Origin of the sequence: Adlercreutzia aquisgranensis, from assembly GCF_943193145.1 — a bacterium.
In the GTDB taxonomy this organism is placed as follows: domain Bacteria; phylum Actinomycetota; class Coriobacteriia; order Coriobacteriales; family Eggerthellaceae; genus Xiamenia; species Xiamenia aquisgranensis.
Genome location: NZ_CALPDA010000001.1, coordinates 51218 through 66779, shown reverse-complemented (window position 1 = coordinate 66779; position 15562 = coordinate 51218). Strand labels below are relative to the sequence as shown.

Annotated in this window: 10 protein-coding genes; 6 read left to right on the top strand and 4 right to left on the bottom strand. The window is 63.8% G+C overall.

The genetic code is table 11. From position 1 onward, the window contains the following. Positions 1-517: 517 nt before the first annotated feature. From NFR41_RS00220 to NFR41_RS00210, 3 genes are all read left to right on the top strand, one after another. Positions 518-2227 carry an FAD-dependent oxidoreductase gene (locus NFR41_RS00220; protein ID WP_251230218.1) on the top strand — a complete coding sequence of 570 codons (1710 nt, stop codon included), beginning with the start codon at positions 518-520 and terminating at the stop codon, positions 2225-2227. Between the two features lie 216 nt (positions 2228-2443). Beyond that, complete coding sequence (locus NFR41_RS00215; protein WP_251230217.1) at positions 2444-3937, top strand: helix-turn-helix transcriptional regulator; 1494 nt, start codon at positions 2444-2446, stop codon at positions 3935-3937. Between the two features lie 658 nt (positions 3938-4595). Beyond that, the gene (locus NFR41_RS00210; protein WP_251230216.1) at positions 4596-5060 is read left to right on the top strand and encodes a zinc ribbon domain-containing protein; all 465 of its coding nucleotides are present in this window, start codon (positions 4596-4598) and stop codon (positions 5058-5060) included. Positions 5061-5190: 130 nt separating this feature from the next. Here NFR41_RS00210 and NFR41_RS10560 read toward each other — a convergent pair whose 3' ends face one another. After that, positions 5191-5304 carry a ribbon-helix-helix protein, CopG family gene (locus NFR41_RS10560; RefSeq protein WP_432762678.1) on the bottom strand — a complete coding sequence of 38 codons (114 nt, stop codon included), beginning with the start codon at positions 5302-5304 and terminating at the stop codon, positions 5191-5193. A gap of 458 nt (positions 5305-5762) precedes the next feature. On the opposite strand from NFR41_RS10560, the gene NFR41_RS00205 reads away from it, so the two are divergent. Next, positions 5763-7016 carry an ATP-binding protein gene (locus tag NFR41_RS00205; protein ID WP_251230215.1) on the top strand — a complete coding sequence of 418 codons (1254 nt, stop codon included), beginning with the start codon at positions 5763-5765 and terminating at the stop codon, positions 7014-7016. Between the two features lie 51 nt (positions 7017-7067). Here NFR41_RS00205 and NFR41_RS00200 read toward each other — a convergent pair whose 3' ends face one another. The 3 genes from NFR41_RS00200 to NFR41_RS00190 all read right to left on the bottom strand — a co-directional run bounded on the left by NFR41_RS00200 (position 7068) and on the right by NFR41_RS00190 (position 11290). Further along, positions 7068-7817, bottom strand: coding sequence for a TorD/DmsD family molecular chaperone (locus NFR41_RS00200; protein ID WP_251230214.1), 750 nt, complete (start codon positions 7815-7817; stop codon positions 7068-7070). A 101-nt stretch (positions 7818-7918) separates the two neighbouring features. Continuing rightward, on the bottom strand, positions 7919-8557 hold the full coding sequence (locus NFR41_RS00195; RefSeq protein WP_251230213.1) for a 4Fe-4S dicluster domain-containing protein: 639 nt from the start codon (positions 8555-8557) through the stop codon (positions 7919-7921). A gap of 12 nt (positions 8558-8569) precedes the next feature. Beyond that, positions 8570-11290 carry a molybdopterin-dependent oxidoreductase gene (locus tag NFR41_RS00190; protein WP_251230212.1) on the bottom strand — a complete coding sequence of 907 codons (2721 nt, stop codon included), beginning with the start codon at positions 11288-11290 and terminating at the stop codon, positions 8570-8572. 280 nt (positions 11291-11570) lie between these two features. On the opposite strand from NFR41_RS00190, the gene NFR41_RS00185 reads away from it, so the two are divergent. Continuing rightward, on the top strand, positions 11571-13124 hold the full coding sequence (locus NFR41_RS00185; RefSeq protein ID WP_251230211.1) for a helix-turn-helix transcriptional regulator: 1554 nt from the start codon (positions 11571-11573) through the stop codon (positions 13122-13124). A gap of 1319 nt (positions 13125-14443) precedes the next feature. After that, positions 14444-15346: a winged helix-turn-helix domain-containing protein gene (locus tag NFR41_RS00180; RefSeq protein WP_251230210.1), complete on the top strand. Its 903-nt coding sequence runs from the start codon at positions 14444-14446 to the stop codon at positions 15344-15346. Positions 15347-15562: the final 216 nt, after the last annotated feature.

The following is a 15562-nucleotide window of genomic DNA, read 5'->3' as shown; positions in this document are numbered from 1 at the left end:
TTGGCGCACGAATCAACGACGGCGCGCAACCATCACGCCCCCTCTTGGCAAGCCTTCGCGCTGCTCTCCCGAACAGCCTGCGCCGGTCGAGAAGTCGCAATCATACCCACGACCTGGGCGACGCTGGTGAGCGCTCGGATTACAGCGTCGCCACGACCTTCAGCTGCATCGCCAGCAAGATCGTCGCTGCGGGAACGCAGGAAACCCGCAACCTCGTCGGCGGCGGCGCTAAACGACTGCCGCTTCCCAGCACCGCCCCGCGAAAGGACTCGGGGCGCCTGCCACCGCTAAAGGCAAGCGAACCCGGGTTTCTCCCGCAAACGCAACGGACTTCCACGCGAGAAGACTGGAACATCCCTGTTCGGCGGCTTCATCGGTTTCAGGGGATAAGCGATTTGCCGAAATTTCGTCTACTTGGGTGGAATCGCTGGCTGCACGCGTCGCGTAAGGTTGGATGCGCCGGCGCGACGGCACCCGTCGCCTGGCGTCGGAGCATCCAGCCAAAAGGAGGGAACCTATGGACAAGAAACTCACTATGGACCGTCGCGGCTTTCTGGCCGGCGGTGCCACCGCTCTCGCGGCTGCCGGCCTGATGGGGTTGGCAGGGTGCGCAGGAAATCCCGGCTCGGGCAGCGCAACCGGCAACGGGAGCGGCTCCAACGGCAGCGCTAACGGCAATGCGGTCAGCAGTGACGCCGTCGTCAACAGCTGGCAGAACCCGCCGGCGCCCATCCCGGCCGACCAGATCGTGGAAACCGTGGACTGCGACGTGCTCATCATAGGCGCCGGCACCGCAGGCGTGGTGGCAGCCCAATCTGCCGCCGAGGCAGGCGCGAACACCGTGCTCATCGAGAAGTGCGCCGAATTCAGCGCCCGCGGCCACGACGTGGGCGTGGTGGACTGCAAGGTGCAGCGCGACAGCGGCGTAACCATAGACAAGGCGCTCATGCGCGAGTACTACTGCCAGATCACCTGCAACAAAACCGACATGGGCCTGTTCAACATCTGGATGAACAAAAGCGGCGAGGTCATGGACTACTACATCGACCGCCTGACCGCCGACGGCCTGCCCTGCAACGCTGGCTCGCTCGGCGAAGCGGCGGCCAAGTCCACGAACCCCTGCACCAAGGAGTTTCCCACGGCCATCCAGTTCGGCATGGAACAGAAGACCGCCGACGGCGAGTACACGAACCACCTGATGGTGCGTTATATCGAAGGCTACGCTCGCGAAGACGGCGCCGACATCCGCTACAACACCAAGGCCGAGCAGCTCATCCGCGAGGGCGACGGCCCGGTGACCGGCTGCATCGCCTCCACCGACAATGGATATGTACACTTCAACGCCAAGAACGGCGTCATCATAGCCACCGGCGGCATCACCCAGAACGAGCAGATGCTACGCATGTGGGCGCCCCCGGCAGCCCAGACCGACCAGATCCTGTACACCCCCATCGACGGCAACACCGGCGACGGCCTGAACATGGGCATGTGGATCGGCGCGGGACACCAGAAGACCAACCAGGCCACCATGGCTCTGCCCTCCAGCGCAGCGGCGGGCGGCCAGCTCTCCGACGACGGCCGCGGCATCACCTGGATGACCGTGAACCTGAACGGCGAGCGCTACGTGAAGGAAAACTCGCCCGGCCCGAACCTGTGCCACGCCACGCTGCCCCAGCCGGCAAGCGAAGGCTGGTCCATCTTCGACGCCAACTGGGAGACCAACATCCTGAAGATGATGCCCTCGGGCAAGGACTTCCGCGGCGAGGACCTGGTCAGCGACAAGCGCAAGGCCTCCTTCGAAGAGGACACCAAGAAGGGCCTCATGTACAAGGCCGACACCTTGGAAGGGCTTGCCGAAGCCATGGGCATGCCTGCCGAGGCGTTCAAAGCCCAAGTGGATCGCTACAACGGCTACTGCGCTTCCGGCAACGACGAAGAGTTCTCCATGCCGGCCGAGCAGCTGTTCGCCATCGACACGCCCCCGTTCTACGCATCGCGCAACCGCTGCGGCGTGCTGGTGGTCATGTACGGCCTGAACGTGAACGCGAAGTCCCAGGTGTGCAACCAAAACGACGTAGCCATCCCCGGCCTGTACGCCATCGGCAACGCCCAGGGCAACTTCGTCACCGACAGCTACCCCATCCTCATCCCCGGCATCAGCCACGGCCGCTGCGTCACCTTCGGCCGCTTGCTGGGCCAGGCGCTGGCGAAGGGCGAAACCCTGTAAACCCGCGTGTAACCAACCGCCGAAGCGAATGCATCGGCAAGGCGGCAACCGAACCGCCCTCCACCCCCTTGCGATACCCCGACGGGACTGTCGCAAGGGGGTCTCGTCGTAGGAGGGCGGAACCTCTACAATGGGAAAGTGCAACCTGCGCGCCGACCTGCACAGAGCACGCGTGCACCAGACATAGGGGAATCGAATGCATCAAGGGGCAGCAGAATGGCTCTATTCCAGAAGATAGCAAAGCTTCCACCGCGAGCCTTCGGGTTCGGCCTTTGGTGGATGTGGATCTACCTGGCCGTGCTCAGCCCCACGTTCGCGCAATCGCCCTTTGCCGCCCAGCCCATGGGCGGCGCGTCGCTCAGCTTCCTCACCATCGCATCCGGTGCCGTCATCTACGCCGCCGCCATTCCCCTGGCCTGGGCAAAGCCGGGGCTGCTGCAGCGACGCAGCGCAGCGGTCGGCGCCGGGGTAGTTGCGGCGGCGGCCACGGCCGCCATGGCGTTCAGCGGCCTGTTCGGCAGCGCGGGCAATACGGTTTTCATCGGCGGAAGCCTGGTGGCCGGCATGGGTATTTCAGTCATCTACCTGCAATGGGGCGTGTTTTACGCAAGCCTGGAACCCAAGCACGTTGCGCCCTGCACCGTGGTCTCGTTCCTGCTTGCCATCGTGCTGGCGTCGCTTGTGCTCGATCGCGGCGTGCTGACCTCGCTTGCCGCCATCGTCATTCCTCTAGGAGCCGCCCTGCTTGTGCCCGCCGGCGCGTCGAAGGGCATCGCAGCCCGCGACAAAGGGACACCTTCCACGATTGCCGGCGAAGGCCGCACGATAAGCCCCGGTCAGCCGACTCTCTGCACGTCCGCAGCCAAGGCCTCTCCACACCGGCCGTTCCCCGCCAGCGTGGTGGCGCTCATCCTGGTGTTCTCCTTCGCTTTCGGGCTGTTTCGCGTGCTGCTATCGCCCGACGGCCCAAGCAGCCACGACATGGGCCTCGTAATGCTCTGTAGCGCTGCCATGGCCTTCGTGATGCTGGCCATCATTATGGCGTTTTCGATTTCGCTGGGCTGGGATTCCGTCTTTTACCTGGCTCTTCCCTTGATTGCAGCCGCGTCGCTGGTGCTTTCCGTCGTAGACTTCGGAGACCGGGCGTTCGTGTGGGCCATCATCGTGGCGGCCGTTCGCGTTGCCGACCTCATCATGTGGATGATCTTCGCCAACGTTGCCCGCGCTTCCCGACGCAGCCCCGTTGCCGTGTTCGCCCTGGGAAAGCTGACCGCGCAAATCGGTGTTCTGGCGGGCTTGCTGGTTGCTCGCTGGCTGGTCGCGTCCTTCGCCGTGGAATCGCTGCTGCTTCCCACGGCGCTGGCGTTTCTGGTGTTGGTGACGCTGCTGGGATCGACCGCTGCGCTCAAGAACCGCATAGCAGCCGACAGCCCGACCGTCGAAGGCGGCTCGACGAACGCTCGCGCCTGCGGCCCGGAAGACGAGGCGTCGGCCGCCCAAACCCGCATCCAGGCCATCGCGCAAGCCCGCGGCCTGTCCCCGCGCGAAACCGAGATCTTCCTTCTGCTGGCGAAAGGCCGCACCATTCCCCGCATCGCCGACGAGCTGGTGCTGGCCAACAGCACCGTGACCACCCATGTGCGCGGCCTCTACCGCAAGCTAGACGTCCACAACCGCCAAGAGCTGCTGGATTTCGTGGAAAGAGCCTAGCCCTTGCTCAACGGCTGCGCAAAGCTGCAATGTCGCAGTAAATCGATTCGCTACGAGATTGCAGAATGCGACGCGATCGACTTTCCCGGCCACGACTTCGCCTTCGATGCTTGCCTGAGCCGAAGCGACTCGCCTCAACATCGAAGGCAATCCGCTGACCTCCCTCAAGATCGCCGCAGCGCGAGGGTGCGGGAGCAGACTGCGGCGCGAGCAGGCAGGAGCAGGCTGCGGCGCGAGTGGGCAGAAGCAGACGACGGTTGAGGCAGGTTGCAGCGAAAGGGCGCGGAAGCGGGCGACAACCGTAACAGACCGCCGCCGACGCCCCGTGTAACCGATGACGTTTATGGCAATCGAAACCTGCCATAAACGTCTTTCGTTACAGAAAATCGTACATAATCGTCTTCCGTTACAGCGTTTTCTGCCATAACCGTCTTCCGTTACATGGGGGGCGGCGAAGTGCCATAAACGTCATCGACTGCATGGGGGCGGCCGGAGTGTGCCACAAACGCCATCGGCTGCATGGGGAAGCGGGCACCTGCTGCTTTTTCCGGCGCCCAAACCGATGCTTCCGCAACGGGCTGTTGCTTGCGCGTGCGCGGCGAAGCTTCATAATGAAACGGTGCCGCAGCACAATCACCCCTACGAAAGGACTCCCCCCATGGCTATGAGCGACACCATCTCTTCCATCCGCACCGAGAAGGGGCTCACCCAAGAGCAGATGGCCCACGACCTGTACGTCACTCGCCAGGCGGTATCGCGCTGGGAAACCGGCGAAACGCAGCCGGGCATCGACATGGTGAAGCTCATCTGCACCACCTACGGCGTGCCGCTGGAGCGATTCTTCGACATGCCCATGGAATACTACTGCCAGTGCTGCTCGATGCCCATCCCCGACCCAGCGCTGCACGGCACCGAAGCCGACGGCAGCTCCAGCGAAAGCTACTGCAAGTACTGCTACCAGCAGGGCGACTTCACGGCGAAGGGTGTGGACATGGACGAGTTCATCGAGGCCACGGCCCAGCTGGAAGCCGACGCCATGGGAATCTCGCGCGAAGAGGCCGTCTCGCTCATGGCCACGCTGCTGCCCCACCTGAAGCGCTGGCGCGAAGCCGAGCAGCAGTAGGCGAAATGACAGGGGCCCGACAGAGGCGCGCTCATCTCCGACGAGCCCCTGCTTAGCCGCCTCTAAGCTGCCCAGGTGCCAACACTCCCGCAGTTCGACGCTGGCGTTTCCCGACGTCTTTATCGGGATTCTAACCAAGATGAGCCTTCAACGCCTCACGAACGACCCAGGACATCGACCTATCTTTAACTTTGGCGCAAGCTGCAACCTGACCGTACAATTCCCTCGAAACCGTAGCCGAGATACTCCTCGCTTTGTGTTGGAGATTGCTACTTTCATTTTGCCCCTCGATCTACGAAGCTTCAGATTTTTCCTTGTCTGGACCGAACAGCGAGAAACGGCCGCCCCGCATGATGCAGAAGCTTTGAGCCAAGGCTATGATCAGCTCGAACACCATGAACTGCCTCATATTGAGCCGAAGCCAGTCTCATTGCCCAAAACTCAAGGGGGATGCGCTCTCACCTCAGAGAACCTGACAAGCGCGCAATTCGTTCTCCACGTTAGGAGATTATTGCATGCGTGAATCCCTGGTAGCATGAGGGCTGTCGCCCGGAAGAACGGATTCACGAACAGCCGACCTGACGTAGCCAACAGCCCAGGCTGGCGCATCATTCCGGCTTCCCATCCCCTCGCGAAGAGGCTATACTTCGTTTCTGGTCAAAAAAGTGTGTTAATACACAGAAAATGGAACTGGGGAACACCATGGAGTATTCTCGCGAAACCTATGTACGCAAGCTTTTGGAAAGCATCGGGTCGGGCCAGATAAAGATCGTCACGGGAATCAGGCGGTGCGGGAAGTCCTATCTGCTGGGAACGCTCTTCAAGCGCCAGCTGCTGGAAGGGGGAGTAAGACCGGACCACGTCATCGAAATCGACCTCGACGGGTTCCGGAATCGGCCCTTACGCGACCCGAACGCTTTTCTCGACTACGTTGACTCCCGTGTTCGGGACGGAGAGAAGCACTTCCTCCTCGTCGACGAGGTCCAGATGCTCGACTCCTTCTCCGACGTTCTCAACGACCTGACCCGCTCCTGCTCTCTGGACGTCTACGTTACCGGAAGCAATGCCCGCCTTCTCTCGCGGGACGTCGCAACCGAGTTCAGGGGCCGAGGCGAAGAGATTCCCATGAGGCCGCTGAGCTTCTCGGAGTTTATGGAGCAGTACGAAGGCGACGTCCGTAACGGGTATGCGGAGTACGTGACCTACGGCGGCCTTCCCCCCGTGACGCTGCGGGAAGGAGACGAGCGCAAAGCTGCGTACCTGAAAAGCGTGCTCGACGAAACGTATATCCGCGACTTGGTCGAGCGCTACGGAATCCGCAACGAAGGTGATTTGGGCGACTTGGTGGACGTGCTGTCCTCCAACATCGGCACCCTGACGAACCCCACGAAGATAGCGAACACCTTCAAAAGCGAGAAGCACTCCACCCTTTCCCCACGCACGGTGGAGCAGTACATCAGGCACCTGGAGGAGTCGTTCCTCTTCGAGAAGGCAGTGCGCTACGACGTGAAGGGAAGGCGATACATTGGGGCGAATGCGAAGTACTACGCGATTGACCTTGGGTTACGCAATGCCAGGCTAAGCTTCCGGCAGCTTGAGGAAACGCATATGCTTGAGAACGTCGTTTACAACGAACTTCGAGGGCGTGGGTATACGGTCGATGTCGGCGTCGTCACATCCTACAGGAGAAACGGCGCCGGGAAGACGGAGAGGGTGAACTACGAGGTCGACTTCGTCTGCAACCAGGGCAGCCAGCGCTACTACATCCAGTCCGCATTCGCGCTCCCGACGCCAGAAAAGGTGAAGCAGGAGGAGGCGTCCCTCGTCAGGATAGACGATTCGTTCAAGAAGGTTATCGTCACCAAGGACGGCCTTGCTCCCCACTACAACGAGGAGGGGATACTCATGATGAACGTCTTCGACTTCCTGCTCAACCCCGCTTCTCTGCAGTTTTAGCGCTTCGCACGCACAATCGTCTTCTCAACTACGAAGCAACGGCGAAAGCGGCTACGATAAAGAAGCAGTCTCCAAAAACGAGATATCTACCTGGGTGAACGATTCAAGCGCCCGAGCTGCTTCGCGGTAGAGATCGCCGCAGCTTGCCTGGTCAAGCGCCTGGCAGAACGAGGGCAGCCACGGTCGCACGTGATCGCGCAGAAACTCCCGGGACGCAGACACGTTGACCTTCCACGCCTCGGCGTCGCCCTGCTCGAAAGCCTGCGCGGCCCGCTGCCCGAGCGACGCCAGAAAGCCCAGCTCTATAGCCAGGTGGTCGTCGGCGATGCGCGGGTAGCGCGACGGGATCAGCCCGTGAGCGACATAGGCCTTGCGCACCTCCAGCGTGGAGGGCTGGAACAGCGTGTCGTCCTCGCCGCGATGCGCCGACTCCCACGGAGCCGCTTCCGGACGCCGCGGCCCCACGAACAAGCGCGCATAGGCGCTGCTCAGCGCATCGAGCGCCTCCGCACCCCCGTCCGCACACCGCTGGGCCGCTGCCTGCAGCTCGCCGACACGCGCCCGCAGCAGCTCGCCCGCCGCCCGCTCGCTCCCGCCGCCCGCCGCATCGGCGCAGCAGCCACCAGCAAGTCCGCCCAGCGGCTGGCCGTCGAAAAACAAGCTTGTCACCTGCAGGAGCTCCGGCGATGCCAGCGACGCCACCACCGACTCCTGCGGCTCGCGGCCAAAAAGGGCCTGCATAAGGCTGTAGACCGCCGTGCGCGCCGAAAGCCCCAGCGCAACGGTTTCGCGTTCGTCCATGAAAACCCCTTTCGTCGGGAAGTGGAAAGCTGAAAGCTGAAAAGCGGCCGCCCGGCTCCGGCCAACAGGGGGCGGGGCCAGGGCCGGGCGGCCGCGAGAACCTACACCGTCTCGGAGATGAGCTCCTGCTCCTCGTTCAGCAGCACGCCCTCCAAGGCGCCGTCGGGGTTCAGGCGCGACGGCGAGAACACCACGTTCGGCCCGGTGCTGGTATCCTCCGGCAGCGGCGCGATGGTGGCCACGTCGCCGTACTTGGCTCGCAGCTCATCGATGTCGCCGAAGTCCAGGCAGCGCATGGAGCACGACGCCACGCAGTAGGGCTTCTCGCCCTGGTCCAGCAGGTCAGCACAGAAATCGCACTTGCGGGCGGTGTTCGTGGCATCGCTCACGTACGAGGCGCCGTAGGGGCAGGCCTGCACGCAGCTGCCGCACCCGATGCACGTGGATTCGTCGCGCAGCACCACGCCGTCCTTGTCGCGCTTCACGATAGATCCGGTGGGGCACACCGCTTCGCACGCAGGCTCGGTGCAATGGTTGCAGGACACCGACACCGAGTACGCGAAGGTGTTGCTGGGAGTGCACGCCCCGCTCTCGTCCACCTCCCAGTCGCAGTTGGCGTAATCGTACACGCGGCGGAACTTCTCGCCCAGGGGCAGGTCGTTCTTGTCCTTGCAGGAGATGATGCACGCCTTGCACCCGATGCAGATGTCGGTGTTGTGGTAAAAGCCCATTTGGGTCATGGTCGGTCCTCCTTACAGCCCCGCGGTCAGCGGCGCGCGCTTGTACTCGGGCAGCAGCTCCTCGCCAACGTAGCGCTCGATCTTCACCAAGTTCGAGTTGTACGACTGGTACCCGTCGCCCAGCAGATCGCTCTTGCACAGCGTGTTGGCGTTGGCGCCCACGTCCACACCGGTCTGCTGGTCGATCTTGCGCCAGTTGCCCTGCCCCAATATGACCACCCCGGGCATCAGGTGCGGCATCGGGTTGACGCGCCGCGCCACCGCACCGCCCTCCTTCGTGGTCACCAGCACCCAGTCACCCTTCTTGAAGCCCGCCTGCTTCGCGTCGTAAGCGCTCATGAGCAGGTCGTTCGCGAAGATCTCGTCCAGCTGCTTCACATGGGCGAACGAGCTGTGGGAATGGCGAATCACATGGGCGGTGATCAGCTGGAAGCAGTACTCGTCCTCGGTCTTGGCGCGCTCGTAGCCTTCGGGGCAGGCCTTGTACTTCGGAAGCGCGTCGATGTCGTTGAAGCACGCGCGGTCGTAATAGTCCTTCAGCGACTGGCAGTAGATCTCGTACTTGCCCGAGGTGGTGGCCACGGGATTCGCTTCGGGATCTTCCACGAAGGCCTTGTCGAAGATGTTCATGAAGTGGTCGCCGTCCTTGCGCTCCAGCTGATAGCCGCCGTTTTTCAGGAACTCGTCCAGCGCCACGATACCCTCGTGCGGCTCGCCCTCCACGCCGTACTCGTCCAGATCGGCCTGGGTGATGGTGACCAGCGGCGCGCGCGAGCCGTCCTCCTGCAGGATGGTGGCGCCGGCGATCTTCTTGAACTCCGCCTGCTTCACGGTGATGCGGGGCGCCACGTCCTCGCCGATGCCCAGCTTGTCGCACAGCATGAAGTACACCTCGGGGTCGGACTTCGACTCGAAGTACGGCTCGATGACGCGGCGGCCGGCCAGGCAGATCTCGGCCGGAGCCAAGAAGCCGCAGCAGCACAGCTCCTCTTCCAGCGTGGTGGTCACCGGCAGCAGGATGTCGGCGTACTGCGCGTCGGGCACCAGGTAGCGGTCCTGGATCAGCACGAACTCCACGGTCTCCTTGCGGAACGCCGGCTCCACCCAGATGCCGCCGCTTTGCTGGTTCGCCGGCTGATGGATGGTGTCGCGCACGATGCAGCGGATATCGCAGGGCTTCTTCTCGCCGTTGGGGCCGGGCACGGAGTACTCGCCCTCCACGATGGCCTTGAAGGTTTCGCTGAAGGGGATGCCGTACTCCTCTTCCGGATTGAACGCGCCGTTCTGCACCTTGCTGCCGCCGCGGGGCTCGGTGCAGATGGGGTTGGGAGCGTACTTGTAGCCGGTGCTGCCGAACGACACCATGGGGGTGCCGCCGGGGGTGCCCAGCTGGCTGTTGGGGTTCGAGGCGCCGGCGGAGATTTCAGCGCCCAGCACGCCCACGTTTCCGGTCATCCAGCCCACGGTGAAGAACAGCTGCGCGTAGCGGTTGCCGTAGTAGGTGCGGGCAGGCGCCCCGGAGGACTTCCAGGCCATGGGCTTGGTGGTGGCTATCTCGCGGGCGAAGGACTTGATGGTCTCAACGGGGGTTCCGCAGATGGCGCTTGCATATTCCGGCGTCTTCGGCACGCCATCGTAGGTACCCAGGATGTAGTCCTTGAAGTTCTCTTCGGAACGCGCGTCCTCCGGCATGTGGTCGGCGTCGAAGCCCAGGCAGTGGGCGTCCAGGAACTCCTGGTCCTGCAGGTCGTTCACGATCATCTCGTAGGCCAGGGCCTCCAGCAGCGCGCCGTCGGTGCCGGGGCGGCAGGGAATCCACTCGTCGGCGATGGCCTGGGCGGACTGATGGAAGTAGGGGTCAACGAAGATCACCTTGGCGCCGCCGGCCTTCTTCGCGTTCAGGAAATGCCACATGTTGCCGCCCGAAGCGGTCCAGGCGGGGTTGGTGCCCCAGAACACGATGAGCTTGGCATGGCGCAGGGCGATACGGTCCTGGGAATCGGCCACGCCCGACGACCACGCGCCGCGCATCTGGCGCGCCACCACGGGAAAGCCACCCTGGGACGCCTGGCCCCACGTGGTCAAGCAGCCGCCCAGCGCGTTCAGGATGGGGCTGCCTACCAGGCCGCCGTTGATCTTCGGCTCCAGCTCGCCCAGAGCCAGGAACGAGCGGTTGCCGTAAGCGTCGCGGATGCGCGTGAACTCCGACGCGATCATGTCGATAGCGTCGTCCCAGCTGATGCGCTCCCATTCGTCGGCGCCGCGCAGGTGCGCGTTCACGCCCTCGCCGCCGCCCGGCTGCCAGTTCTTGCGCTTCATGGGGTACTTCAAGCGCTCCACCCCCGTGACGAAGCGGCGCGTGCTCATGCCCTTGATGCAGGGACGCAGCTGCGGGTAGTCCACGCTGTCGGGATGGGTGTTGCCCGTACCCTGGCGCACGATGATGCCGTCCACCACGTAAGCCTGGTTGTGGCAGCGATAGGCGCAGGTGCCCGTGGTGCAGTTGAAGGTAATCCACTCGCCGCCTTCCAGGGCCTTGGCCGTGGGCACCTCGCGCTTGGGCTCGTCGCCTTCCGCCTGCGTGGCGTCGTCGGCGGGGTCGTCCACCTCTTTCAACGTGTTGTCGCAGCCCGCAAGGCCCACGGCCGATACCGCGCTCAGCGCAGCGGCCGCCTGCAGGAACCGACGTCGGTCGAGCGCGGGGCGCGCCGTGTTGTCAACTGTGCTCGCCATAGCGTTCCTTTCTCCTCTGTTTTCCCTCTTGCTTGCGTGCGCCCACCGGCCGAAGCCGGCCCTCTCGGGCGCGGTGGCGCCAGCCGCAGCCGGACGCCTTGCCACGACCAAACGATACGCTGCCGAGCGCTTCGGCGATATCACTACGGCGCCCGAAACCGCAGGCGAACGTGTAACTACAACGCCGTAAATCGCATCAGGCTCGCGTTTGAGGGAGGGTGAGCGCGGCGAAATCCGTATAATGGTCACGCAAGATTGTTGGGGGTTCGAGAGGGGTGCCATGGGCGTCAGCGAACGGCGCGTGCTCTACACGTTCACGCTCGGCTTCGGCTGCATGCGCGCATGGGCGCTCACGTTCCTGGGCGACAGCGGCGTCACCCCGCCAATGTCGCTGCAGCTGTCCAGCAACATGTTCTACGTGTTCGCACCGCTCATGGTGCTTGCCATGGCGCTGGTCATGGCTGTGGTGCCGAAAAGGTGGGGCGAGATGCGTTTCCTGTCCCCCCGCGGCATCGGGGCTGCAGCCGCGGTGCTGAGCGCGGGGTCGCTGCTGCTGGTGGCCAACCCGATGCCGGGTTCCGTTGTGCCCGAAGCCATATGCGCCGTGGGCTTCGGCTGCTTCCTCATGCAGTGGGGTATTGCGAGCAGCCGCATCCCCGTCGACCGCCTCATGCTGGCGCTCGGGCTGGGGCTGGTGACGGCGGCGCTGCTGTGCTTTGCGCTGTGCCTGCTGCCACCGCTGTTCGCGCACATCATGTTCGTCCTGTTCGTGCCTGCATCGGCCGCAGGGCTGATAGCGACCGCCCGCCATGTGCCCGTCCAAGCAGGCGAGCTCTCGGCGGGATCCGGCTCGGCTGCGGCGAAAAGTCGCGATGCGGGCAACTCCGCGAGCAAACGGGCGCCCATCGTGTTCGCTGTCGCAAGCGCGCGCGGGGCTTCCGACGCCGCAGCCGCCCGCGAATGCGACCCCAAGAGACCGGCTGGTCATGGCGGCGCGCTGCTGCGCCTGGCCCTGGCGATGTTTCTCATGGAGCTTGTCGCCCGAAGCTCCCTGATGCTTTCCGGCGAGTACTTTACCGGCGTGCTGGCCTACCCCTCCTACTCGTTCGAGCTGGCGCGCCTGGCGGGAACAGCCCTAGCTTCCGTCCTGTTGCTGCTGGTCATGCGCCTGTCTTCGATGCCGCTCAAAACGCTTTACATGCTCGTGCCCGTGCTGCTGGTCAGCTCGTGCCTGTTTCTGCTGTTCGAGAACTGGGGCATCCCATTCGTCACCTACGCCATTGCGTTCTCGGCCGGCGCGTGGCTTGAGACCGTGTTCTGGATCCTGTTCAGCCATGCGGGAAGCCGGCTGCATCTGCCCGCAACGACGGTATGGGGCACCGGACGCATAGCTTTCTGGCTGAGCACCTTCGTCGGGCTGATGCTCTGGTCGGCCCAAGGGGTTGCCTTCCCGGACGGCATTGCCGAAAACGCCGGCGCCATGACCACGATCACCCTGGTCATGGCCTTGCTTTCCATGGTGGTGTACCTGTTCGTGCTTCCCGAGAAGATCGCCTCCTCCTTCGGTATCGCCGAAAGCGCCGACAGCGAACCGGCGGCCATGCCGCGCAGCATCGACGACGCCGCAGCCGACATCGCCAAGGAGTTCGGCCTGTCCAAGCGCGAGACGGAGGTGTTCGCGCTGCTGGCCAAAGGGCGCGACACCGCCTACATCCAGGAGAAGCTGTTCATCTCGTCAGGCACCGTCTGCTCGCACCGCGATCGCATCTACCGCAAACTGGACGTCCATTCGCGCCAAGAGCTGCTAGACCTCGTGGAGGAGCGCATGGGGTAGGTTGCCCGACCTGCGCCCGACCCGCCCCGCCCCGCGGCCGGCCCTCCGCGCGCTCGACCCTCGCTCAGCCCGAACTGCGCCTGCGCCCCGCCCCGCGGCCGGCACACGTTCGACTCACACCCCGCCCTCCCTCTCGCCCGACCCGAACTGCGCCTGCGCCCAGCCCCTCGGCCCGCGCTGCACCTGCGCCCCCCTCCCTCGCTCAGCCCGACCTGCGCCCCGCCCCGCGGCCGGCACACGTTCGACTCACACCCCGCCCTCCCTCTCGCTCGGTCCGAACTGCGCCTGCGCCCCGCCCGACACATCGCCACCGCCTGCCCGCGATGCAACGAACAACGATTATGGCAAGCCGACCGCATCCCCCATGTAACGGAAGACGTTTATGGCAATCGAAACCTGCCATAAACGTCTTCCGTTACAGAAAATCGTACATAACCGTTCTTCGTTACATCGATTTTTGCCATAACCGTCATCGGTTACATCGCTGGCTGCCGAAGGGCTTGCTGGAGGACTTGCCGGAGAGCGCCGAGAGTCGGGGTGTAGCGGACGCTAGGAACTCGGGGGTGCGGGGACGGCCTCCGATCGCGTCGTGCGCTATCGCATGGCGGTAGCGGGGTGCGGGGATGCAGGGGGTGTCGAGACTTGCCGTGACCGCCGCTTATCGTGCGAGATTCCGCAAACCAATCGCTAACTACAGCTCTTCCCCGTTGCAGTCGCAGTTCTCTGCAGCGAAGGACGCCGAGGGGTTGGCGCGGCTGATAAGAACACTGTCGATATGTAGCACCCCAGTCGGCAGAGGCGCTTGTAACCTCGATATTCACCACGACCACTGCCGGCGTCGTCGATATCCAAGGCAAGTTGCGCTTCAGCCGGCAGAGGCGCTCGCAATAGGTTACGTTTCCGTAATGTCACATGTAGCGAAGTACGTTTCTGCGGTAACGCATGCAGCGAAACGCGTTTTGTGGCTGAATGTCCCACAGAAACGTTATCGGTTGCACGAAATCGCTCAGAATCGTCGTCCGCTACAGCCTCTTTCGCACAGAAACGCAATCGACTACATGCGAGCACGCAGAAACGCAATCCGTTACACTGGTTTTGTCCCCGAAACGCAATCGGTTGCACCGTGCCCGCGCAGAAACGCATTCGGTTACGTCGTGCCCATGCAGAAACACAGTCGGTTACGCTGCCCTCGCACGAGCGAGCATCGCCCCTGCGCGGGAACGCAATCGGTTGCACCGTACCCGCGCGGAAACGCGATTGGCCGCACCCAGCGCGCAGCCGCATCCGCACCGAGCCGCTGCCGTTCGAAAGGAGCCAGAATGAGCGACAGTCGCAGAAAACCGAGCACCTCGCACACGGCGGCAGGGTCGCGCGCTACCGCCTCGCGCACAGCTGCGGCGCCGCGCACAGCCATCCCTCGCACGACGGCGGGAGTGCGCGCTATCGCCTCGCGCAGCACGCGCCCCACCACACCTACAGGCGACGACCTGGGAAAACGCATCTACTCGCTTATCGCGGGCAGCGACGGCATCACGGCTCGGGAGATCGCGCGGCGGCTGGGCGTCGACCGCACCACCGTGAACCGCCAGCTGTACAACTTCCCGTTCATCCGCGACCTGTGCTACCACGACAACGACTTCTGCTGGCACGGGCTCATCCAGCAGCGCACGCCCCACGACGGGCTCTACGACTATGCGGGCTGGTACGGCACGGTGGCGGAATTCCTGGCGCAGCCCGAACAGTCGTGGCTGGCCGAGCTCAAGCAAGGTTGCACTCGCATCGGCCGCAACCTCAACGATACGCGCGGCCTTTTCCACTCGTTCGCCGACACCCGCGAAACCATGGTGCAGCTCTTCGATGACCTGCGCCGATGCAATGTAAGCTGCGATTCGTGGGAACTTGTTTTCGAACTGCGCATCAAAGTGGGGAAATGGGTGCGCATCTACGCCGACGTGGTGGTGATCGCCCCCACCGACGCGTTCTCTCTGGAGTTCAAGATGAAGGACGCGGCCCCGCAGTCGGAAGTGGACCAGGCGGCGAAATACGCTCCCTACCTGCAGACGGTCCTTGGGCCGCAGCTGCTCGTTACCCCGGCGCTCGTGCTCACCCGCTGCAGCGACACCTTCGAAATGCTCACCGCCGACGACGGAACCCACGTGGCCTTGACATCTGGCGACATGCTCATGAACGTATTCGACGAGCGCCTGCGCTTTCTGGCGTAAGAAGCCGAAAACGCGGGCGCTCGAAGGCCGAACGGGCTTGCGGCGACCGATCCAAGGTGGCCTTGCCGGCGAAGATTCCGCCGCCAGTCCGAAAACGCACGGCACGCGCTTTTCGTCGGGATGCGCAACCCGCGTCGAGCTGCTTCATCCGGCAACGCGCCCCCCATCTTGAGGCTTTCGGAACGTCCGCGCGGCGGCTCGGTAGCGGCCCTTACC